This is a genomic window from Aquabacterium sp. CECT 9606 (genome assembly GCF_918741295.1).
Lineage (GTDB): Bacteria > Pseudomonadota > Gammaproteobacteria > Burkholderiales > Burkholderiaceae_C > Aquabacterium.
Genome location: NZ_CAKKNB010000004.1, coordinates 310,960 through 333,168, shown reverse-complemented (window position 1 = coordinate 333,168; position 22,209 = coordinate 310,960). Strand labels below are relative to the sequence as shown.

General features: G+C 59.6%; 21 protein-coding genes. 7 read left to right on the top strand and 14 right to left on the bottom strand.

Annotation, left to right across the window (positions count from 1 at the left end; genetic code table 11):
• Nucleotides 1–124 precede the first annotated feature (124 nt).
• On the top strand, nt 125–865 hold the full coding sequence (locus LQ232_RS18810; RefSeq protein WP_230181925.1) for a hypothetical protein: 741 nt from the start codon (nt 125–127) through the stop codon (nt 863–865).
• Here LQ232_RS18810 and LQ232_RS18805 read toward each other — a convergent pair.
• On the bottom strand, nt 798–3,239 hold the full coding sequence (locus LQ232_RS18805) for a UvrD-helicase domain-containing protein (RefSeq protein ID WP_230181924.1): 2,442 nt from the start codon (nt 3,237–3,239) through the stop codon (nt 798–800). The genes LQ232_RS18810 and LQ232_RS18805 overlap by 68 nt on opposite strands.
• Before the next feature lie 123 nt (nt 3,240–3,362).
• On the opposite strand from LQ232_RS18805, the gene LQ232_RS18800 reads away from it, so the two are divergent.
• The gene (locus LQ232_RS18800; RefSeq protein WP_230181923.1) at nt 3,363–3,749 is read left to right on the top strand and encodes a hypothetical protein; all 387 of its coding nucleotides are present in this window, start codon (nt 3,363–3,365) and stop codon (nt 3,747–3,749) included.
• Here the strand turns inward: LQ232_RS18800 and LQ232_RS23690 are convergent.
• The 4 genes from LQ232_RS23690 to LQ232_RS18785 are packed head-to-tail and all read right to left on the bottom strand — an operon-like array spanning nt 3,716 to nt 5,239.
• Nucleotides 3,716–4,021 carry a YqjK family protein gene (locus LQ232_RS23690; protein ID WP_371820313.1) on the bottom strand — a complete coding sequence of 102 codons (306 nt, stop codon included), beginning with the start codon at nt 4,019–4,021 and terminating at the stop codon, nt 3,716–3,718. The two genes, LQ232_RS18800 and LQ232_RS23690, sit on opposite strands and share 34 nt — an antisense overlap.
• Nucleotides 4,018–4,437 (bottom strand): phage holin family protein, encoded by a 420-nt coding sequence (locus LQ232_RS18795; protein WP_230181922.1) that lies wholly within the window; start codon nt 4,435–4,437, stop codon nt 4,018–4,020. Before LQ232_RS18795 ends, LQ232_RS23690 begins: the two co-directional genes overlap by 4 nt.
• 21 nt (nt 4,438–4,458) lie before the next feature.
• A complete protein-coding gene (locus LQ232_RS18790) occupies nt 4,459–4,761 on the bottom strand; it encodes a YqjD family protein (protein ID WP_230182382.1) in 303 nt (100 codons plus the stop codon).
• A gap of 31 nt (nt 4,762–4,792) precedes the next feature.
• Nucleotides 4,793–5,239, bottom strand: coding sequence for a universal stress protein (locus LQ232_RS18785; RefSeq protein ID WP_230181921.1), 447 nt, complete (start codon nt 5,237–5,239; stop codon nt 4,793–4,795).
• 221 nt (nt 5,240–5,460) lie between these two features.
• On the opposite strand from LQ232_RS18785, the gene LQ232_RS18780 reads away from it, so the two are divergent.
• Together LQ232_RS18780 and galU are read left to right on the top strand one after the other, a co-directional pair.
• Complete coding sequence (locus LQ232_RS18780; RefSeq protein WP_230181920.1) at nt 5,461–8,334, top strand: valine--tRNA ligase; 2,874 nt, start codon at nt 5,461–5,463, stop codon at nt 8,332–8,334.
• Between the two features lie 82 nt (nt 8,335–8,416).
• Entirely contained in the window at nt 8,417–9,286 is an 870-nt protein-coding gene (galU, locus tag LQ232_RS18775) for a UTP--glucose-1-phosphate uridylyltransferase GalU (RefSeq protein ID WP_230181919.1), read from the top strand.
• Nucleotides 9,287–9,289: 3 nt separating this feature from the next.
• On the opposite strand, the gene LQ232_RS18770 is transcribed toward galU, so the two are convergent.
• Genes LQ232_RS18770 through LQ232_RS18745 form a run of 6 tightly spaced genes read right to left on the bottom strand, consistent with a single transcriptional unit; the run spans nt 9,290 to nt 14,928 of the window.
• Entirely contained in the window at nt 9,290–9,835 is a 546-nt protein-coding gene (locus LQ232_RS18770; protein ID WP_230181918.1) for a shikimate kinase, read from the bottom strand.
• An 11-nt stretch (nt 9,836–9,846) separates the two neighbouring features.
• A complete protein-coding gene (gene pilQ / locus LQ232_RS18765; RefSeq protein ID WP_371820312.1) occupies nt 9,847–11,997 on the bottom strand; it encodes a type IV pilus secretin PilQ in 2,151 nt (716 codons plus the stop codon).
• Nucleotides 11,998–12,020: 23 nt separating this feature from the next.
• Nucleotides 12,021–12,557 (bottom strand): pilus assembly protein PilP, encoded by a 537-nt coding sequence (locus LQ232_RS18760; RefSeq protein ID WP_230181916.1) that lies wholly within the window; start codon nt 12,555–12,557, stop codon nt 12,021–12,023.
• A complete protein-coding gene (locus tag LQ232_RS18755) occupies nt 12,554–13,249 on the bottom strand; it encodes a type 4a pilus biogenesis protein PilO (RefSeq protein WP_230181915.1) in 696 nt (231 codons plus the stop codon). Before LQ232_RS18755 ends, LQ232_RS18760 begins: the two co-directional genes overlap by 4 nt.
• A 12-nt stretch (nt 13,250–13,261) precedes the next feature.
• Nucleotides 13,262–13,894, bottom strand: a complete 633-nt coding sequence (locus LQ232_RS18750; protein ID WP_230181914.1) for a PilN domain-containing protein — start codon at nt 13,892–13,894, stop codon at nt 13,262–13,264.
• Nucleotides 13,891–14,928 (bottom strand): pilus assembly protein PilM, encoded by a 1,038-nt coding sequence (locus LQ232_RS18745; RefSeq protein WP_371820311.1) that lies wholly within the window; start codon nt 14,926–14,928, stop codon nt 13,891–13,893. Before LQ232_RS18745 ends, LQ232_RS18750 begins: the two co-directional genes overlap by 4 nt.
• Before the next feature lie 289 nt (nt 14,929–15,217).
• Here LQ232_RS18745 and LQ232_RS18740 point away from each other — a divergent pair, with 289 nt between their 5' ends.
• On the top strand, nt 15,218–17,596 hold the full coding sequence (locus LQ232_RS18740) for a penicillin-binding protein 1A (RefSeq protein ID WP_230181912.1): 2,379 nt from the start codon (nt 15,218–15,220) through the stop codon (nt 17,594–17,596).
• 8 nt (nt 17,597–17,604) lie between these two features.
• On the opposite strand, the gene cyaY is transcribed toward LQ232_RS18740, so the two are convergent.
• Nucleotides 17,605–17,958, bottom strand: coding sequence for an iron donor protein CyaY (gene cyaY / locus LQ232_RS18735; RefSeq protein WP_230181911.1), 354 nt, complete (start codon nt 17,956–17,958; stop codon nt 17,605–17,607).
• A 23-nt stretch (nt 17,959–17,981) separates the two neighbouring features.
• Here cyaY and LQ232_RS18730 point away from each other — a divergent pair, with 23 nt between their 5' ends.
• Both LQ232_RS18730 and lysA read left to right on the top strand, forming a co-directional pair.
• Entirely contained in the window at nt 17,982–18,167 is a 186-nt protein-coding gene (locus LQ232_RS18730; protein ID WP_230181910.1) for a lipoprotein, read from the top strand.
• Nucleotides 18,164–19,432 (top strand): diaminopimelate decarboxylase, encoded by a 1,269-nt coding sequence (lysA, locus tag LQ232_RS18725; protein WP_230181909.1) that lies wholly within the window; start codon nt 18,164–18,166, stop codon nt 19,430–19,432. Before LQ232_RS18730 ends, lysA begins: the two co-directional genes overlap by 4 nt.
• A gap of 65 nt (nt 19,433–19,497) precedes the next feature.
• On the opposite strand, the gene LQ232_RS18720 is transcribed toward lysA, so the two are convergent.
• Nucleotides 19,498–20,751: a porin gene (locus LQ232_RS18720; protein WP_230181908.1), complete on the bottom strand. Its 1,254-nt coding sequence runs from the start codon at nt 20,749–20,751 to the stop codon at nt 19,498–19,500.
• 179 nt (nt 20,752–20,930) lie between these two features.
• Complete coding sequence (locus LQ232_RS18715) at nt 20,931–22,118, bottom strand: porin (RefSeq protein ID WP_230181907.1); 1,188 nt, start codon at nt 22,116–22,118, stop codon at nt 20,931–20,933.
• Nucleotides 22,119–22,209 lie beyond the last annotated feature (91 nt).

Genomic DNA, 22,209 nt, shown 5'->3' with positions numbered 1-22,209 from the left:
TTGGCGCAATATTTTGCTTAAATTATCGATGCAATTCACCCCCAAATTTAGGGGTTGATTCAAAACCGCACCCGCCATAAATTGATTTCTCTGGTATCGCTATTTTCAACGCCCGGAGAACATCATGAGTTCATATCATGCCTTGAAATCGGCCGCCTCCATTTTTCTATGGGCAGTCACGTTTCCAACTCTCGCGGCCCCCTTGCAGTTTGTCTACCATGGCTTCATGTTTCCCATTTCAGATGGATTCTTCGGAGTCAACGTTGATCCGACTGATCCCCCACAGAAAACCATCAGCGAAGAACTCTCGGACGGCACAAAACACACCCGCTTCCAAGTGTCTGCCAACTTGGCGGAAATCAATTACGGAAACAGCAGGTATGAAATTGCATTTTCAGAATATTTATACCGGGGATTCGTGGACACTTATCTCACGACGACCAATTCCAGTTACCTGACGTTCGATTGGGACACCACGCAGTCTTGCCATGGCATCTGCACGGATAAAGATGTTCGCTTCAAACTCGAAAACAGCGGACCTGAACTATTCACAGACATTTTCCCAGATGATTTCTTATTCAAATACACCAGTGGCGCTGGCTCCATCAAAACGACTCAGTATTATTTATATGATCCATCTAACGTGCTCGGAAGTTCCACGACCAACTTCACGATCGTGGTCCCCGAACCCCAAACAGCCCTGCTGAGCCTCAGCGGCGTTCTGGTCATTGGACTGCTGGCCTTCATGACCAAGCAGAAGCAGTCGATTGGCCAAGGCATGCACAAACCACGCAATCTCATTCAATTGGCGTCAGCTTGGCCACGCTCAGCATCAACCACTTGGTGCCATGGCGGCCAAAGTTGACCTGAACGCGGGCATCGGCGCCGTTGCCTTCCAAGGTCAGCACCACACCTTCGCCAAACTTGTTATGGAACACGCTTTGGCCTGACCTCAAACCGCCGGCCGTCTTGGCCTGGGCCATGGCCGAGGGCAAAGGCGCGGTCAGGTCCTTGAAGTTGTCTTCCTTCTTGGCGCCGTAATAGCTGCCGCCTGAGCGGTAAGGCTGCGCGCCTGCGCCCACCATCGACCCCATGCCCTTGCCGCTGCTCCAGGCCTCCTGGTATTGCTTGGCATAGCCCGAACCAAAGCCCTGGTTGCGAGGCGTCAACCACTTCAAGGCTTCTTCCGGCAGCTCGTCCAGGAAGCGGCTCTTGATGTTGTATCGGGTCTGGCCGTGCAGCATGCGGGTCTGGCTGAAGCTGATGTGCAAACGCCTGCGCGCCCGCGTGATGGCCACGTACATCAGGCGGCGCTCTTCTTCCAGGCCATCGGTGTCGGTCATCGAGTTCTCGTGCGGGAACAAGCCCTCCTCCAGGCCCGTGATGAACACGCTGTCAAACTCCAGGCCCTTGGCCGCGTGAATGCTCATCAATTGCACCGCATCCTGCCCTGCTTGCGCCTGATTGTCGCCCGCCTCCAAAGCCGCGTGCGTCAGGAAGGCGACCAAGGGCGAAATGATCTCACCGGTCTCGGCGTCGGGCAGAGTCTCTGCCAAGGCCACGGCGCGGGGCAGGCCTTCGGCGATGGTGCCGGGCAACTCGTCCACCGGCAGGCCCACAGCGTCTTTGCCAAAGCCTTCCAGCGTCACGAAGGCTTCAGCGGCATTCACCAGTTCTGCCAGATTCTCCAGCCGCTCCTGGCCTTCCTTTTCAAGACGGTAAAAATCTGCCAGACCACTGGCCTCCACCACGTGTTCGATGATCTCGCGCAAGGTCAGGCCCTGGGTCGCGGCGCGCATGGCATCGATCAAGGCATTGAACGCCTGCAAATTGCCCCCCGCCTTGCCCGGCACCGCCGTCACGCTTTGCCACAGGCTGCGGGCGCTGCCACGGGCGGCATCCTGCAATTGCTCCAACGTGCGCGCGCCAATGCCCCGCGCCGGGAAGTTGACTACACGCAGGTAGCTGGTGTCGTCGTTCGGGTTCTCCAACAAGCGCAGGTAAGCCAGTGCGTGCTTGACTTCGGCACGTTCAAAAAAGCGCAGGCCGCCATACACCTTGTAAGGCACGCTGGCGTTGAACAGCGCCGACTCGATCACCCGCGATTGCGCATTACTGCGGTACAGCACGGCCAGCTCTTTCAAGGCATGGCCTTCGCGCACCATCAGGCGGGCTTCGTCCACCAGCCATTGGGCTTCCGCGTAATCACTGCTGGCCTCGTAGACGCGGATGGGCTCACCCAGTCCTGCATCGGTCCGCAGGTTCTTGCCCAGGCGACGCGAGTTGGTCGAAATCAACTTGTTGGCCGCATCCAGGATGTGCCCAAAGCTGCGGTAGTTTTGCTCCAGCTTGATGACCCGAGGCACGCGGAACTCGCGCTCGAAGTCCGCCATGTTGCCGACTTGAGCGCCACGGAAAGCGTAGATGCTTTGGTCGTCATCGCCTACGGCGAACACGCTGTTGCCGGTCTCCTCGGGGCGCCCTGCGAACATCTTCAACCAAGCGTATTGCAGTCGGTTGGTGTCCTGGAACTCGTCCACCAGAATGTGCTTGAAGCGGCGCTGGTAGTGGTCGCGCAACTCGGCATGGTCGCGCATCAGCTCATACGTGCGCAGCATCAGCTCGGCAAAGTCAACCACGCCCTCGCGCTGGCATTGGTCTTCATAGGCCTGGTAGACCTCCAACTGCATGCGCCCCACTTCATCGCGCGGCGTGATGTCCTTGGGGCGCTTGCCATCGTCCTTGGCATTGGCAATGAAATAACTCGTCTGCTTGGGAATGCATTTTTCTTCATCGAACTTCAACCCCTTGATGATGCGTTTGACGGCCGACAACTGGTCTTGCGTGTCCAGGATCTGGAAGGACTGAGGCAATCCCGCCAACTTGTGGTGCGCCCGCAGAAAGCGATTGCACAGACCGTGGAAAGTACCAATCCACAAACCACGCGTGTTGATCGGCAGCATGGCCGACAAACGCGTCAACATCTCCTTGGCCGCCTTGTTGGTGAACGTGACCGCCATGACGCCAGCAGGAGAGACCTGGCCGGTCTGCATCAGCCAGGCGATGCGCGTGGTTAGCACGCGGGTTTTTCCCGACCCGGCCCCGGCCAGGATGAGCAGCGGCCCAGGCGGTGCGGTCACCGCCGCCAGTTGTTCGGCGTTGAGACCCACCAACAAGGGGGAATTGCCCTGCGGGCCGGTTTGGGGAAAGAATCCTGGGTCAGACGAATTTGAAATCATCTAAAAATTGTAGGCGGCATCCGCCAACGCTCAGGGAAATAACATGTCGGCCACCTTCTCGCCTGAGGCATCACTGCTTTCGGGCTCGTCTGCATTCATGGCCCAAGCCTGGGTTGACCACCCATGAACACGCCCAACACCGACCCAACCCGACTGACCGTGGACTACCACGACGGCCGCAGCGACCAGGCACAAGCCGTGAGCATCTGGGTATCCCAAGGCATGCTTGAGCTGGCGGGCCACGGCATCCTGCGGCAGATTCCCATCCACCAGGTGCAATGGCCAGACCTGTCAGAGCCAGGGGTTTGCATCGTCAAATTACCAGGCGGGGGCACCCTGCGCACCATGGACCACCTCGCCTGGGCGGCGTGGCAGCAACAACAGAACCTGATCCCAGCCAAAGCCCTCAAAACCCGCCAAAGCTGGCGCTGGAGCCTGACCGCAACACTGTTGCTGCTGGCCATCTGCGCCGCCAGCTATGTGTTTGCCTTGCCTGCCAACAAGGGCTGAAGCTGGCGCCAGGTGCGCCAAAGCCACCAGACGCGGCTCCCCCAAGTCAGCAATCTTTTAGGGCGACGCCGGAACAACCATGCTGCCACCCCCACCACCAGGACGGGGTGTGCCGCTAACCAACGCCCCCCTCGGTAGACACGATCCACCACCCCCAAGACAGGCGCCAGGGTCGTTGCGGATTGACGAGCCAAGCTGTGGCGCAGCACCGCACTTCGTTGCTGCAAAAGCTGCTTCTTGAGCACAAGCTCCTGCGAACGCCGGGCGGTCATGGTGCGTCAGCCTCCTGTTGCTTGGGGTGCCCAAGTGACATCAAGGCTCGACGATCCTGGTCCAGCTCGGCCAAAGTGGCGCTGAGCAACCCAGTGGCAACCTGCCAATGGGTATTCGCACGCCACACCGCCGCCAGGCAGGTCGCGACAAAAAAAACTGCCATCAAGCCCAGCGCCAACAAGCGGTGCTCATCCCAAAACAACACGGTGATGAAAGCCGCCACAAACAACATGCCCATGCCGCCCAGCAAAAGGGCCACAGCCCCCCACGCCAGCACCTTGAGCAAACGCAGCTTTTCTTCTTCCAACTCGGTGACCAGCAACTCAAGCCGAGTTTGAAAAATGGCCAACAATGTGACCAGCAGACCTTGCAAGGACGCCAGCAAACCGCCCCGTGTTGTGGTCGATTCAGACATCAGGCCCGCCCCCACACCATGTCAACGCCGACCAATCAGCATGCCCAGCAGCAAACCCACGCCTGCCGCCACACCCACCGATTTCCAGGGGTTCTCGTGGACATAGCCGTCCGTGGCTTTGGCGGCCGCCTTGGCCTTGTCGATGACGGCACCTTGTGCGTCCAGCAACCCATCTTTGGCCCGAGCCAAAGTGGCCTGAGCCTTGGCGCGCAACTCCACCACGCTGGCGCTGGCATCGTGCGCTGTGGCAGCCAGCAAGGCTTCGGCGTCAACCAGCACCGCTTTCAGATCGGCCATCAATTTGTCTTTTTGGGCAGCACTCAGTTCAGACATCGCTTTCTCCTGGGGTTGGTGATCAATGGATGATCAGCAAGGGCAACTTGCTGTGAGACAAAACACTCTTGGTCAGTGACCCGTGGATGAGCGCGTCGAAACCATGTCGACCATGGGACGCCATCACGATCAGATCGCACTTCTGGCGCTCGGCCATGTCCACAATGGCCTGCTGAATGCCTTCGGTCACCATGAACTGGCCATCGAAATGCACACCCGCTTCAACGGCGCGGTCGGCGAAACGCTTCAGCACCTTGCGGGCGTGGGCCTCGCAACTGACCTGGTGATCCTGGATGGTGGCCGCGGTGTAGGCGATGGCCACCTGCTCCATCACCATGGGCGGCAAGGGCGGCTCCACGGTGAAGCCTGTGATGGACGCCCCTAGCAACTTGGCCAAGCCCACGCTGGTTTCGATCGCCTTGTCGGACAACTCACTGTCATCGACCGGTACCAATAAGTGCTCGTACATTTGAACCCCTTCAGAGTCTCAGCCACACAGCCGTTGAATCCATCGTAGGACCATTGCGCGCGCCTTACAAGCCAATGAGCCGCCGGGACGGGCTGTAACCTTGATCCAGCGCAGGATTTACCAGCAATTGGCTTGCCCGCTGAAAAAGCCGATCGCCCGCCTAAAATCGGGGCAACGCCGAGACGCGGGGCATTTCCGCCCCACCGCACCCGATTGCCACCATGACCGAACTTGCCAAATCCTTCGACCCCGCTCCGATTGAAGCCCACTGGGGCCCGCTGTGGGAGCAACGCGGCCTGTACACGCCCACCCTGGACCCGAGCAAGCCCTCGTTCTCGATCCAGCTGCCGCCCCCCAACGTGACCGGCACGCTGCACATGGGGCACGCCTTCAACCAGACCATCATGGACTCGTTGACGCGCTACCACCGCATGCTGGGCCACAACACCCTGTGGGTGCCCGGCACCGACCACGCCGGCATCGCCACCCAGATCGTGGTGGAGCGCCAGCTGCAAGAGCAAAAGCTGACGCGCCACCTGTTGGGCCGCAAGAACTTCGTCGCCCGCATCTGGGAGTGGAAGGAAGAAAGCGGCACCACCATCACACGCCAGATGCGCCGCATGGGCGCCAGCGTCAGCTGGGAGCACGAATACTTCACCATGGACGAAAAACTGTCCAAGGTGGTCACGCAAACCTTCGTCACCCTGCACGAGCAAGGCCTGATCTACCGCGGCAAGCGCCTGGTCAACTGGGACCCGGTGCTCAAGTCCGCGGTGTCCGACCTGGAAGTCGAAAGCGAGGAAGAAGATGGCTCGATGTGGCACATCCGCTACCCCGTGGATGGCAGCGACGAAACCCTGGTGGTGGCCACCACACGCCCCGAGACCATGCTGGGCGACACCGCGGTCATGGTCCACCCCGAGGACGAGCGCTACACCGCGTTGATCGGCAAGAACGTCAAGCTGCCACTGACAGGCCGCCTGGTGCCCATCATCGCCGATGAGTACGTCGACAAGGAATTCGGCACCGGCGTGGTCAAGGTCACGCCCGCGCACGACAACAACGACTACGCGGTCGGCCAGCGTCATGGCCTGCCCATGATCACCATCTTCACACTGGACGCGAAGGTGAACGACGAAGCCCCCGCCGCCTACCGCGGCATGGACCGCTTCGTGGCCCGCAAGGAGATCGTCGCCGACCTGGAAGCCCAAGGCCTGCTGGTTGAGGTCAAGAAGCACAAGCTGATGGTGCCGCGCTGCACGCGCACCGGCCAGGTCATCGAGCCCATGCTGACCAACCAATGGTTCGTCGCCATGAACAAGGCCGACCCCTCGGTCGATGGCCAGCCGGGCCAGAGCATCGCGCAGAAGGCCATCGATGTGGTCCAGAGCGGCGAGGTCAAGTTCGTGCCCGAGCAATGGGTCAACACCTACAACCAGTGGATGAACAATATCCAGGACTGGTGCATCAGCCGCCAGTTGTGGTGGGGCCACCAGATTCCCGCCTGGTATGGCCACGATGGCGAGATCTTCGTCGCCCACAACGAGGCCGAGGCCAAGGCCAAGGCCGCCGCAGCGGGCTACACCGGCAGCCTGCAGCGCGACGAAGACGTGCTCGACACCTGGTACTCGGCCGCGCTCATCCCCTTCTCGACCTTGGGCTGGCCCGAGAAGACCATCGAGCAGGACCTCTTCCTGCCCTCCAGCGTGCTGGTCACCGGCTACGACATCATCTTCTTCTGGGTCGCCCGGATGATCATGATGACCAAGCATTTCACCGGCAAGGTGCCCTTCAAGCACGTCTACATCCACGGCTTGGTGCGCGACGCGCAGGGCCAGAAGATGTCCAAATCCGAAGGCAATGTGCTGGACCCGGTCGACCTGATCGACGGCATCGAACTCGCCCCGCTGCTGGACAAGCGCACCACCGGCCTGCGCAGGCCTGAAACCGCGCCCAAGGTCCGCAAGAACACCGAAAAGGAGTTCCCCGACGGCATCCCCGGCTACGGCGCCGACGCCTTGCGTTTCACCTTTGCCGCGCTGGCCAGCCTGGGCCGCAGCATCAACTTTGACAGCAAGCGGTGTGAGGGTTACCGCAATTTTTGCAACAAACTCTGGAATGCCACCAAGTTCGTGCTGATGAATTGCGAAGGCCAGGACTGCGGGCTCCAGACCCACGAACCAGGCGCCTGCGCATCAGGTGGCTACCTGGAGTTCAGCCCGGCCGACCGCTGGATCGTCAGCGAACTGCAGCGCCTGGAAGCCACTGTCGAACAAGCCTTCGCCGATTTCCGCCTGGACAACGTCGCCACCGCGCTCTACCAGTTCGTCTGGGACGAATACTGCGACTGGTACATCGAGATCGCCAAGGCACAACTGAACGCCGCCAAGGACTTGGGCAACGACCAGCAACAACGCGGGAAAGCCGAGGCTGCCCAGAGGGCTACGCGCCGCACCTTGATCCGCGTGCTGGAAACCATCCTGCGCCTGATGCACCCCATCACGCCCTTCATCACCGAAGAGTTGTGGCAAACCGTGGCACCCGTGGCGGGCCGCAAGACGGCCGGCTCCGATGAATCCATCGTGCGGGCCCCCTACCCCACGCCGGACCTGAGCCGCATCGACCCCGAGTCCGACGCCTGGGTGGCCAAGCTCAAGGCCCTGGTGGGCGCATGCCGCAATCTGCGCAGCGAAATGAGCTTGTCGCCGGCCGAACGCGTGCCCCTGCTGACCGTGGGCGACACCGCGTTCGTCACGCAGGCCGCCCCCGTGATCAAGGCCCTGGCCAAACTCAGCGAGGTCAAGGTGCTGGATGAAGCGGCCTTCACGCAGGCCACCAGCATGGCCCCGGTGGCCGTTCAAGGCGAAACCCGCCTCGCACTCCATGTCGAGATCGATGTGGAAGCCGAGCGCAAGCGGCTGGACAAGGAAATCCAGCGCCTGGCGGGCGAAATCGCCAAGGTTCACGGCAAATTGGGCAACGAAAGCTTCGTGGCCCGCGCGCCCGCCGCCGTGGTGGACCAGGAAAAACAACGCCTGGCTGACTTCACCGCCACGCTGGCCAGGGTGCGCGAGCAATTCCAGCGGCTAGGGTGATCCCTGGGATGAGGGAACTATCCGTGTGCGAAGGGCTCAATGGCTGACACCATTGAGCGCTGCCGCACCGAGGAATCTGAAAATGCAAATCACCAAGGCCATCTTCCCAGTCGCCGGCCTGGGCACCCGATTCCTGCCGGCCACCAAGGCGCAGCCCAAAGAGATGCTGCCCGTCGTCGACAAACCGCTGATCCAATACGCGGTAGAGGAAGCTTACGACGCCGGTATCCGAGAGATGATTTTCGTGACTGGCCGCCACAAGCGGCCCATCGAAGATCACTTCGACACCGCGTTTGAACTGGAATACGAGCTGGAGCAAGCAGGCAAGCGGGAACTGCTGAACGTCGTGCAATCCATCAAGCCGGCGGACATGGAATGTGTGTTCGTGCGCCAGCCCAAAAGTCTGGGGCTGGGGCACGCCGTGTTGTGCGGTGAGCGGCTGGTCCGGGGCGAGCCCTTTGCGGTCCTGCTGGCCGACGACCTGATGGTGGGCGACACGCCCGTGCTGCGCCAGATGGTTGAGCAGTTCGAACAATGGGGTGCGTCCATCCTGGCCGTGCAGGAGGTCCCCCAGGAGCAGACCAAACGGTACGGCATCGTGGCCGGCACCCAGGTCAACTCTCACTTGATGGACGTGTCGCGCATCGTCGAAAAACCAAGTCCGGAGCAAGCACCTTCACGCCTGGGCGTGGCCGGCCGCTATATCCTGACGCCCGGGATCTTTGAGCAAATTCGCTCTCAGCCTCGGGGCGTGGGCAATGAAATCCAGCTGACTGACGGCATTGCAGGTTTATTGCGCCAGGAAAAGGTCTTTGCATTTCAGTACCAGGGCAAACGCTACGACTGTGGCAGCAAGGAAGGCTTTCTGGAGGCCAACATTGAGCTGGGCCTGCAGCACCCTCAGGTCGGCCCCTGGCTCAAGCAATACCTGAAGCAAATGCAACTGGGCTGATGATCAGGCCTCTGGCGGACTCTGCTCTGCCAAGCCCAATTGCGACACGATCATGTTGACCAAAGCTCCGACCGAGGGGCGGCCGGTGTCGATGCAGTGATGGGCAGTTTCCTCGTAAAGAGGATGGCGCTGCTCATAAAGCTCTCGCAATTTGGCCATCGGGTCCTTGACCTGCAAAAGAGGTCTCTGCGTGTCATGCCTCAAGCGCCGAAATAACTCCTCAGGCGTTGAACGCAGGTAAATCACCGTCGCCCGCTCCCTGAGGTGTCGGCGGTTGGCTGGGCGCAGCACAACGCCGCCACCGGTGGCAATCACCAAGGGTGATCCCACCTCAGCCTGGCGCGTCAGCTCATCAATGACCGCTTCTTCATGGTCGCGGAAAAGCGCCTCGCCATGCTGCTCAAAAAACAAGCGGATGGGCATGCCAATCCGCTCTTCAAGCACAGCGTCTGAATCGACGAAACGAGCCTTGATTCGCTTGGCCAGTTGCCGCCCGACGGTCGATTTACCACCGCCAGGCAACCCCACGAGTGCGATCACTGCATCCAACAAAGCTCCGCTCAGCGCAAAGCGCCCTTCTCGGAGACCACCTTGGGGGTCAGGAAAATCAGCAGCTCGGAACGCTTGGACTGCCTGGAGGTGTTCCTGAACAACACACCCAGGTAGGGAATGTCGCCCAACACCGGCACCTTCTGGTCATTGTTGGTCTCTTGCTGCAAGAAGATGCCGCCAATCACGACCGTGCCACCGTTCTCGACCAAGACTTGCGTTTGCACGTGCTTGGTGTCGATCGCATAGCCTGCGGTCGTCACTTGGCCCACGCTGTCCTTGTTGACATCCACGTCAAGGATGATGCTGCCTTCAGGCGTGATCTGAGGCGTCACTTCCAGCTTCAGGTTCGCCTTGCGGAAGGAGATGGCGGTTGCCCCGCTGGAGGTTGCCGTCTGGTAAGGCAACTCGGTCCCTTGCTCAATCAACGCCTTCACCTGGTCAGCCGTGATCACACGAGGGCTGGACACGATCTTGCCGCGGCCATCGGCTTCAAGCGCCGACAACTCCAGGTTCAAGAAACGCGTGCCGCCCGAGTTGAACAAGGAAATGCCCAAGGTGGCCGGGTTGTAGCCATTGAGCGCAGTGGCGGGCAAGCTCAAGAACTGCGAGTTGGGGATGTAGTCCACCTCATCAGAGACTTGCCCACTCAAACGACCTGCGCCCAAATAGCTGCCCGTGACCACAGAGCCAACTTTGCCCGTGCCGTAAGAACCAGCACGGGTATTGGAGGCGCCCAACTTGACGCCGAGGGAGCGACCAAAGCTGTCATCGGCTTCCACGATCCGGGCCTCGATCAACACCTGACGAACAGGAATGTCGATCTTGCTGATCAACTGCTGGATTTCTTCCAGCTTGGATGGAATGTCATTGACGAAGATCTGGTTGGTGCGGGTTTCGTAAATAACACTGCCGCGAGGAGACAAGATCTTGGTGGCCGTGCTGCTACCGCCGCCGCCCGAGCTGCTGCCCGACTGCGTCCCCGTCAAACCCTTGGCAATTTCTTCTGCCTTCGTGTAGTTGAGCTGGAAAGACTGGGTGCGCAGAGGCTCGAGCGCCGCGACTTGGGCCTTGGCTTCCAGATCCAACTTCTCCTTGGCGTTGATTTCATCCTTGGGCGCAATCCACAGCACGTTGCCGCTCTTGCGCACGCCCAAACCCTTGGCTTGCAGGATGATGTCCAGAGCTTGATCCCAAGGCACATCTTTCAGTCGCAAGGTCACGTTGCCGGTGACGGTGTCGCTGGTCACCACGTTGAAGTTGGTGAAGTCGGCAATGACCTGCAGCAAAGCGCGCACTTCGATGTTCTGGAAGTTCAGCGACAGCTTCTCGCCCGAATAGCCGGGCCCTTGGGTCAGTTTGTTCGGGTCAACCTTGCGCCGACGAACTTCCAGGACGAACTGGTTGTCGCTCTGGTAGGCCGAGTGTTCCCAATCACCACGGGCATCCACCAGCAGCTTGACCCGGTCACCGGTTTGCGTGGCGCTGACGGTCTGCACCGGCGTGCCAAAGTCGGCCACGTCAAAGCGGCGCTTCAAGCGATCCGGCAAGGTGGCACGCACAAACTCGACCACCAGGTTCTGGCCTTGCTGCTTGATGTCCACGCCCACTTGGTTGTTGGGCAGATCAACGACCACCCGACCAGCGCCATCCTGGCCACGGCGGAAGTCGATGTCCTTGAGCGCCAAAGGCGCTGCGTTCTTGGCTTCAGCAAAATGGACGGTCTCTGGCGAGGTGGCCGTGCCAGTCTTGGCTTCGGTCACCGGGGCGGGCGACGAAGCGGGCGAAGGGTCCAGCACCAGAATCAAGGTCTTGCCTTGCAACTGTGCCTTGTAGGTGGTGGGCTGGCGCAGGTTCAAGACCAAGCGGGTGCGCTCGCCGGCCTGGGCCACATTCACCGTGCGCAGATTGCCTTGGTTGAGATCGACCATGTTGCGACCCAACGCGCTGGTTACACCAGGCAAATCGATCGCGATGCGAGGTGGCGCCTGAACGACGAATCCGGCCGGCACCAAGGCCAATGGTTCGGACAACTCGATGCGGACCACGTCAGAGCCAGCCTGTTGGCTGCTGGTGATCGACTGAATGGCCGCTGCCGCCCAAGTCAGGGGAGATGCCAGGGCCAAGGACAGCCCAGCCAGCACGACGCGCCACGGTTTCATAGTCAATTTCTCCTGCAGGTGTTTCATCGCGCGGTCTCCTGGAGTTGCAGCGTGGTCGGGCGTTCAGTCCATTCGCCTGCGGCGTCCTGAACGATTTCGCGCAACTCGATTTCGGTCTCGGTGATCTTCATGATCTTTCCGTAGTTCTGGCCGAGGTAGTCCCCGGTCTTGACTTGGTAAAGCAAGTTATCGACTCTGAGCAGCGCATAAGGAGCACCTTTACGATTCACGCTGCCCACCATGCTCATGGAATCCAGGGGATAGGCTTCCAAAGGCTCCTTGCGGCGATTCAGCTCGGCCGCGATGGCCGAGTTGGGCTGCCGCGCCTCTTGCTTGAGGGCCACCGTCAGCTTTTGCGTGCTGAAAGGCTCCACCCCATCGGCGCCCACATAGGCACGAGGGTTGAACTTTTGCGGCGGTTTGAGTGGCGGCACGCTGGGCTGCACCTCATGACGCTGCTGGTCCATCCAGGCTTTCAGTTCATCCTGTTCGGACGCGCAGCCGGCCAGCAAGGTCATCGTCGTCAGGGCCACCAAGGCCAGATAAGGGCGACAGATCATTTCTTGTCCCCTTTGTTGGCCTTGGCCTTGTCGACACGCTGAGCTTCGACCTCGGCGGGATCAAGGTAGCGGTAAGTGCGGGCTGTGGCTTCCATGAACAAGGATCCGCTGGGACCGTTGGTGGCGGTGGTTGGCGCACCGATCGTCAGGTTGTGCAATGTCACGATCCGCGACAGGTTGGCGATGTCAGCGGTGAAGGCACCAATGTCATGGTACCGCCCCGTCACGCGGATCGAAATCGGCAGTTCGGCGTAGTAGTCCTTGACTGATACCTGACCAGGACGGAACAACTCGAACTCCAGGCCGCGGCCCAGACCTGCCTGGTTGATGTCGGACAACAAGGCATCCATTTCGGCTTTGCCAGGCAGTTGCTTTTCAAGCTGGGTCACGTATTCCTGCACCTGCGTGCGCTGCTTGCGCAATTCGTTCAGATTGATGGCCTGCGCCAGCTTGCTGCGGAACTCCTGCTTGAGCGCCGGCTCCTTGTCCCGCTCGGCGGTCAAGGCCTCGTCCTGGCTTTGCAGCAAGCCGAACCAACCGAGCACCAGCACCACCACACCGGCTAGCAGGAACGCAGCCAGCTTTGGCAGGATGGGCCACTGCCCAGGCTCATTGGGGTTAAGCCCCCGGAACTGATCTTGCGCATCCGCAAACCAGGCGTTGAAATCAATGTTGAAATTTGGATTCGCCATGATGTGCCCGCCTCAAGACTTCGGGGCCGCAGATGCAGCCGGACTCGGCGCTGACGCACCTGATGCTGCCGGCGAGACATCCTGGGGACGCTTCAAACTCAGGCGAATGGAGAAGTCGAACAAGCGCTTGGGCTCTCTCACGTCCTTCGTCTGTTGTGCGGAGGCCTTGATCTCTTGCAACTCGGGCTTTTCAAGCCACTCGGACTTGTAGGCGGTGTTGCGCAGGAACTCGGAGACCCGCTCATTGGTCTGGGCAATGCCGGACACCATCACCGTTTGACCATCTTGCTTGATGCTCTTGAGGTAGATGCCTTCCGGCGTTTGCTGGACCAGCTCGTTGAGCAAGTGAACCGGCATGTTCCGGTCGATCTGCAGGTCTTCCACGGCCTTTTGACGGGCTTTCAAAGATTCGATCTCAGCCTTCAAACCGGAGACGTCCTTGATGTCCTCTTCAAGCTTGTGGATCTCAGCACTGAGGAACTCGTTGCGAGCCTGCTGCGCGGAAATCATCTGCTGCTGAACCGCGTAAGCCAAAGCGACCAAGACGGCACCGGCAACCACGGACAGCCCCAGGCCCACGAAGAAAGCCTGCTTGCGCAGCTTTCGCTTCTCTTCGCGGTGAGGTAATAGGTTGATCAAAATCATGCGAGGAACCTCCGCATGGCCAGTCCGCACGCCGTGAGGTAGGAAGGTGCTTCACGGCGAAGTTTGCTTTCGCGGATTGCCGAGCCCAACTTCATGCCGTCAAAGGGGTTGACCACCATCGAGGCAAAGCCTGTCAATTCGGTCACCCGGTCTTTCAGGCCAGGCAAGGAAGCCGTGCCGCCAGCCAGCATCACGTAGTGCACCTTGTGGTGCGGTGTGCTGGTGAAGAAATATTGCAAAGCACGGCCGATCTCTTGCGAGAGGCTGTCCACGAATGGGCCCAAGATGGTGTTCTGAAAATCTTCAGGCAGATCGCCTGCCAGCTTCTTGGTCTCGGCCTCTTCAAACGAAAAACCGTATTGGCGCGAGATCAGCTGCGTCAACTGCGCGCCACCAAAAGCCTGGTCGCGGTCGTACAGCAGTTCGTTGTCACGCAGCACCTTGAGGCTGGTGTTTTCTGCCCCGATTTCGAACAGTGCCACCAAGGCATCCTTGCCTTCGCCTGGCAGGTTTTCAACCAGGCGTTGCACGGCCAGGCGCGATGCATACGACTCGATGTCCAGGATGGCCGGCTTCAAGCCAGCCGATTCAGCGAGCCCTTGGCGGTCCTGCACGCGGTCTTTGCGCGACGCGGCGATCATCACCTCGACATCGCCCGCCGACGTGGGGCTGGGGCCGACCACGCAGAAATCCAGGCTGACTTCGTCCAGGGAAAAGGGGATGTACTGGTTGGCCTCGGCCTCCACCTGCATTTCCATTTCTTCTTCGCGCAGGCCTGCCGGGAGCATGATCTTTTTCGTGATGACGGCCGACTGCGGCATCGCCATGGCCACGTGCTTGGTACGGGTGCCGCTTTTGACGACGACCTTGCGCACGGCTTCCGCGACTTCATCGAATTTTTCGATTTGACCGTCGGCGATCCAACCCTTTTCAAAAGGCTCGGACGCAAATCGTTCCAGAATGTATTCGCCAGACTGTGTCTGGCTTAGCTCGACCAGCTTCACGCTTGATGAACTGATGTCCAGTCCAATCATTGGCGGATGCTTGCGGCCCAAGAGCGTGTCAAGAAAGCTCACACCGTCCCCCACGCACCAACTACGGCGCTGGAAAGTTAATAAAAACCACTTCAATGCTATCAGTAAAGGTTTTGTGTTTGAACGAAGTTAAAGCAGGGCAAATCCCAACCACGTTGCGATATGCACACGCCTTACAGACAGTTGCAAATCCGACCAAGATGTGAAGGAGCGCAAAGTGCCCCATGGTGTACAGGTGTTCGGCCCTCGCGAGTTCCTATAATCCGGGCAGTGTCACAGGCCAGCCCTCATGAGCGATTCCGTTTCTTCCAAAACCTCGTCCCGATCGAGCCCCTGGTGGGCAACCTGGCTTGTCAAACCTCTGCTTGCGCTGACTGGATTGGGCCTGGCGGCGGCTTTGGGCGGTGCAATGCTGGCGGGAATTGGCCTGGCGGTGGCATACCCCCAATTACCTGAAGTCGGCGGATTATCCGACTACCAGCCCAAAATGCCGATGCGCGTTTATTCGGCAGATAACGTGCTAATTGGAGAATTTGGCGAAGAAAAGCGTGATTTTCTGCCCATTAGGCAAATTCCCAAAGTCATGCGGGATGCCGTTTTGGCGATTGAAGATGCGCGGTTCTACAAACATGGCGGCGTGGACTACATCGGCGTGTTGCGCGCAGGCCTGGCCAATTTCGGCGAGGCCCGCAGCCAAGGCGCGTCAACCATCACCATGCAGGTGGCTCGCAATTTCTACCTTCCTACCGAGAAAACCTTCACCCGCAAAATCTACGAGATGTTGCTGGCCCTGAAGATTGAAAGCCTGTTGAGCAAGGACCAGATCCTGGAGCTCTACATGAATCAGATCTACCTTGGCCAACGCGCTTACGGCTTTTCAGCGGCCTGCGACACCTATTTTGGCAAGCCCATCAAGGACATCACGGTGGCAGAAGCCGCCATGCTGGCGGGCCTGCCCAAGGCGCCCTCCGCCTACAACCCAGTTCGCAACCCCAAGCGCGCGACGATTCGCCAGCAATACATCATCGACCGCATGTTCGACAATGGCTTCATCACGCAGGCGCAACGCGACGAGGCCAAGGACGAGGAACTGGCCTACCGCACCAAGGCTCCAGTTTCGGCCCACGCCGAGTACGCCGCCGAGGCCGCACGCGCACTGATGCACGATCAGTACGGCCCCGACGCCTACACACGGGGATTGAACGTGTACACCTCCGTGCGCATGCCGGAGCAAACAGCGGCCTACAAGGCCTTGCGCAAGGGTTTGCTGGATTTTGACCGCCGCCAGGCCTGGCGCGGCCCGGAGGCCTACATCGATTTGCCGGCCGACCCCAAGCAAGTGGATGTCCGCGTGGCGGAAGCGCTTGAAGAGCACCCGGACAGCGAGGCCATTCACGCCGGCGTCGTGATGTCGGCCGATCCCAAGAAGTTGGTCGTGGCCCTGCAATCAGGCGAGCAGATCACCATCGGCCCCGAGGGCTTGCGCGCGGTGGGCAATGCCTTGAGCGACAAGGCCAACCCCAAGGTGCAAATTCGTCGCGGCGCCGTGGTACGCCTGATGCAAAATGCCTCGGAACTGTGGACCGTGGTGCAACTGCCCGAGGTGGAGGGCGCTTTCGTTTCCATGGACCCCACCACCGGACTGATCAAGGCCATGGTGGGCGGCTTTGATTTTGGCCGCAACAAGTTCAACCATGTCACACAAGCATGGCGCCAGCCGGGCTCCAGCTTCAAGCCATTCATCTACTCGGCCGCCTTGGAAAAGGGCTTCACGCCCGCCACCACGGTCAACGATGCCCCCTTGTTCTTCAACGCGGGCGTCACGGGTGGGCAGCCTTGGGAACCCAAGAACTACGACGGCAAGTTTGAAGGCCCTATGACCTTGCGGCGCGGTCTGGCCAAATCAAAGAACATGATCTCGATCCGGGTGTTGCGCTCGATCGGCACCAAGTACGCGCAGGACTGGATCACCCGCTTCGGTTTTGAAGCCGACAAGCACCCCGCTTACCTGACCATGGCCTTGGGCGCCGGCTCGGTCACGCCGATGCAGATGGCCGATGGCTACGCGGTATTCGCCAATGGGGGCTACCGTGTTAACCCCTTGCTGGTGCTGAAAGTGACCGACTCGCGCGGCCATGCTCTGGCGCAGTACAGGCCCGCCGTGTTGAATGAATCCATGCGGGCGATTGATGCGCGCAACGCTTTCATGATGAGCAGCCTGCTTCAGGAAGTGACCCGGTCGGGCACCGCGGCCAAGGCCCAGGCCACATTGAAACGCCCTGACTTGTATGGCAAAACCGGCACCACCAACGACTCGATGGACGCCTGGTTCGCAGGCTACACGGCCCACACGGTGTCCGTGGTCTGGATTGGCCACGACCAGCCTCGCAAACTCGGCGACAAGGAAACAGGCGGCGGCCTGGCCTTGCCCATCTGGATCGACTACATGAGCACCGCCTTGCGGGGCGTGCCGGTGGAAGAGCCGCCGCAGCCCGACGGTTTGGTCAACATCGGCGGTGAATGGTTCTACGAGGAATACACCTCGGGCACTGGCGTCCGCGAATTGGCCCCGGAGCCGGAAGACCAGGCGCCACCGACACCTGAGCCGACCTCGCCCGACGAGAAAAAGAACATTCTGGACATGTTTGGCAACGGCAAGGGTCAGTGAGCCACCTGTTAGAAGCTCAGCGGCGCACCGGCTTGCTCGCTGGCGCAAGCCGACAACAGGGCAAAGAATTCATCGCCTGAGCGGGTGTCCAGCCAGCGGCCATCTGGCGCGTGCCGGAAGTGAAAGCCGCCGCGACGGGCAGCCAGCCACAACTCTTGCAAAGGAGGCTGGGCGTTGATGATGAGTTGCGTGCGGTTGGGCAAAGTCAGGGTCAGCATGCCGCCAGAGCGCGCGGAATCGATGTCTGTGACGTCGGATTCCAGCCAGCGGTCGACCGTGGTTTCGATGCGAGTCAGCACCGCCTGAACAGCATCGCTGTATTGCGCATCAGTCAGGCCGGAAGACGTGTTGGGGGCGCTCATTGGGGAATCCTTAGAATGTCGGCATGAAGAAACAGTCACCGATTTTAGGCAGCATCGCAAAGCCCCTGCCCGTGCTCGCTCTGCTGGGCACATTGCTACTCAGCGCCTGCGGTCAAAAAGGCCCCTTGTACCTGCCCTCGCCACCCGACCAAGGCGCCGCCGCCTCTGCACCGTCTGGCAATGGCCCGACCAAGGACACAACACCATGACCCTGCCCGGCTCCCCCTTCCTGGCCTACCGAGGCACCGATTTGTTTTTGGACGATGTCCGACTGAGCGACTTGGTTCGCCAACATGGCAGCCCACTGTACGTGTATTCCCGCCGCGCCATGCTGGCCGCGCTGGCCCCTTATCAGAAGGCGCTGAAAGGCCGGCCTCATTTGGTGTGTTACGCCATCAAGGCCAACTCCAACCTGGCGGTGCTGCAAACTTTTGCCCAAGCGGGATGCGGATTTGACATCGTGTCCGCCGGCGAGTTGGCCAGGGTGCAGGCCGCAGGGGGTGATCCTGGCAAGGTCGTGTTTTCGGGCGTGGGCAAGACCCGGGCCGAAATGCAGCTGGGCATCGAAGCTGGCGTGCGCTGCTTCAACGTTGAAAGCACGGCCGAACTGGAAGTGCTGTCGGAAGTGGCCAGCCGCCTGGGCCGGCAAGCGCGAGTCAGCCTGCGCGTGAATCCTGATGTGGATGCAGGCACGCATCCCTACATCTCGACCGGCTTGAAAGGCAACAAGTTTGGCATTGCCCATGAGGAAGCCCTGGCCACCTACAAGCGGGCGGCTACGTTGCCTGGACTGGAAGTGGTGGGCATTGATTGCCACATCGGCTCGCAAATCACCGACATCGCACCGTATCTGGACGCGCTGGACCGCGTGCTGGATCTGGTCGAGGCCATTGAAGCGGCAGGCATGCCCATTCACCACATGGACCTGGGTGGTGGGCTAGGCATCACCTACACGGACGAGACCCCACCAGCAGCGGACGTGCTGATCGGCCAGTTGCTACAACGAATTGATGCGCGCGGCCACGGACACCGCGAGGTGCTGTTTGAACCAGGCCGCTCCCTGGTAGGCAACGCTGGCGTGCTGCTGACCGAGGTTTTGTTCCTCAAGCCGGGTGAGCAGAAGAATTTTTGCGTGGTGGACGCCGCCATGAACGATCTGATGCGCCCCGCGTTGTACGAGGCTTACATGGGCATCGTCAATGTGAATCAACGCGCCGAGCCAGGACAGGTCTGGGATGTGGTCGGGCCGGTTTGCGAATCAGGAGACTGGCTGGGCCGGGACCGGACCTTGACGGTGAAAGCCGGTGACGTGCTGGCGGTGTTGTCCGCTGGGGCTTATGGCATGACCATGGCCAGCAACTACAACACCCGCGGACGGGCGGCTGAGTTGATGGTGGATGGGGCGCAGGTGTGGGTGATTCGGGAGCGAGAGGCGGTGAAAAGCTTGTTTGAAGAAGAGCGATTGATCAAGTAACTTCATTCACACAAGAACAAAAAAACCGCCCCTCGGAGCGGTTTTTGACGTTCTGCCGAAACCTGTCAGAAGGTGTGGCGAACACCAAGACCAACGTAGGTGGTTTTGCCATTTGGATTGATGCCGGCGCCAGCAAAAACTGGCGTTTCCCGGAAACCAGTGGCCACCCCGATCACGTCAGGCCCACCAGTAACGGAGCCAGCGGTACCGCCTGTGGCAAACGCATCACCTTGCGTATCCTTGATCTGACCAACACGGGTGAACAAAGACGTGCGCTTGGACAAAGCGTAATCAGCGCCCAGCATGACGCCGGTATCCTTGCCTTTGGTGAAGTTGCGGAACTTGGTTTGGGACAGCTGAGCAACCAACGACCATTCGCCAATTGGAATGCGGGTGCCAATGGCCACGAAGTCAAGCTTCAGATCTCGGCCATCCGTCAGGTCATATTGACCTTGGCCAAAAACACCATTGAACGAAATACCCGAGCTTGGCAAGGTGAACTTTGCACCCAAATTAAAGGCAGAGTACTTGTCCAGCAGGAAGTCAGTGGTTCCAACGACCGCAACTCGAACTGCGGCTCCACCAAATTTGTTGTGGTGATAGCCACCCGTCAAGACAAGGCTGTCTGTTGAGTAGGCAGCCAACAACCCGTATGTGCGGCCGACTTCGGTACCTGTTTCTGTACCGGCCGTGGCGCCGCCGACGATCTGGCCAGTAGTTGAAGAAGCAGGCGTCGTGGAGCGAGCCGCACTGATGATCGGTGTAGTACCGGCGTTCGGTGAATATGAAAGTTCACCAGTGAAGCCGCCTGCCTTGATCCAGTAGCTGACTTGGTTGTCATGACGGACGTGCAAGTTATTGCTGGCACCACCTTCAATGAACAGGTCAGTGGCACCGAAGCGCTCCGTCGTGACCAAGGCTGTTGAATAGAAGATAGGAGCGTATTGACGACCCAGACGGAATTCACCGAAGTTTGTGGTCAAGCCAACGTAGCTTTGCCGACCGAAGATACGACCGTCTTGGCTCAAGCCGCCGGTGTCATGGTTCAGCTGGCCCTCCAGGACGAAACTGGCCTTCATACCGCCGCCGAGGTCTTCCACGCCTTTAAAGCCAAAGGAGGTTTGAGACGTGGCACTGGGGGACACTCGTGTAGCACTGTACTTGGCAGACGCGGCAGCTGCGCCTTGGGATTTGCTGACGTGATCAACACTCACATCGACATTGCCATAGAGAGTCACACTGGATTGGGCCATGGCCCCACCGGCACCCAGGGTTGCCAGAGCTACCGCAACAGCTTTGGTCAGAACGTTCTTTTGCATGGAATATCTCCTTGATACCCCCTGAATCGGGGGGCGCATCAGATTGTTGCGCAATCGTTCAGGGGTGTTCTCCACGTTTCCCATGATGTCGCAAAAGCGCAACAAATATGAAAAATGGAGCCCAAAGGCTCCATCCAATGCGCTCGCAAAAGCGAGCTATTCAAGCAGGTTTGCTTCGTTCAGAAGCTGTGACGCAAGCCAAGCGCAACGGTGTTTGCCTTCGTGTCGAAGAGGGCAATCTGGCCGGCCAATGGACCCGAAGGAATCGGAGCCTTGTAGTCATTCTTGTCGCTGGAATAAACCGCATACACATTCGTGCGCTTGGACAGGTCATACGTGCCGCCCACGGTGAAGATCTTCACGTCACGGGTTTTCAGGCCATCAACGCTGGGCACGACCGAATCCAACTTCAAAATGCCATTGGCGTAAGAGGCCAGGAACTTGAATTGGTTGCCAACGGGCACCGACACGCCCAATTGGTAGCCTGAGGACTTGACATCAGGGGTGGCCGCGCCGACAGCCGCGCGATCCAGCTTGCCGTAACCGTACTGTCCAAAGAGTTTGACCACGCCAAAGTCGTAGAAGCTGTTCAGGAACAAGGATTCGTTCGTGGCGGGCAAGGTGGCGCCCACGCTCGACTTGTTGTTTTCATAACCCAACGACGCCGAGAACTTGTCATCGAAGTATCCAACGGTAGCGGCCCACTTGGCGCCCAAGCCGGGATTGGTAGCGTTCGTGGTTTCCTTGGCACTGTACATGGCAGCACCGCCAAAGTTACCCACCTTGGCGAAGTACGCCACAGCGTTGCTCCAACCCTGGGTGTAGTAATCGGTGGAGTAGAAAATGCGAGAGGGTGCCAACTTGGATGCCCCAAAAGGACTGAAGCGTTCTGCGGACAGATAGCCCAACGAGTCCATTTGACCCAGACGGAACAAGCCGAAGTTGGTCTTCAGGCCCACGTAGGCATTGCGCGCCCAGAAGCCGCCTTTGTCACGCGCGTTGTAGGTCGTTGAACCAGACAAGGGCGAGTTCAGCAGGTCGGTGCTGGAAGTGGCCCCCGTGTCCAGGTCAAGGTAGGACTCCAGCTTGAAGGAGACCTCCATGCCACCACCAATGTCTTCAACACCGCGAAAGCCAATATAGCTTTGCGTCATGATCCCGTTAGAAACACCGGTGACGGAGGAACTGCTGCCCGGCGCAAAGTTGGGCACCGCAGCAGTTGATCTTGGCGAATTCTTGGTATCGACATTGGTCAAGGATGCGTCCAACGTGCCGTAAAAGGTCACGCCGGATTCAGCCAGGGCAGCATTCGCGCCGAAAGTAGCCAAAGCCACCACTACGGCCTTGGTCAGCATATTTTTTTGCATAGAAGTGTCCTAAACATCACTCAGAAATCGAGTGCCACCAGATTGTTGCCCAGCCAAAGCCAGGCGTTTTAAACGTTTGCCCCGCTGTAGC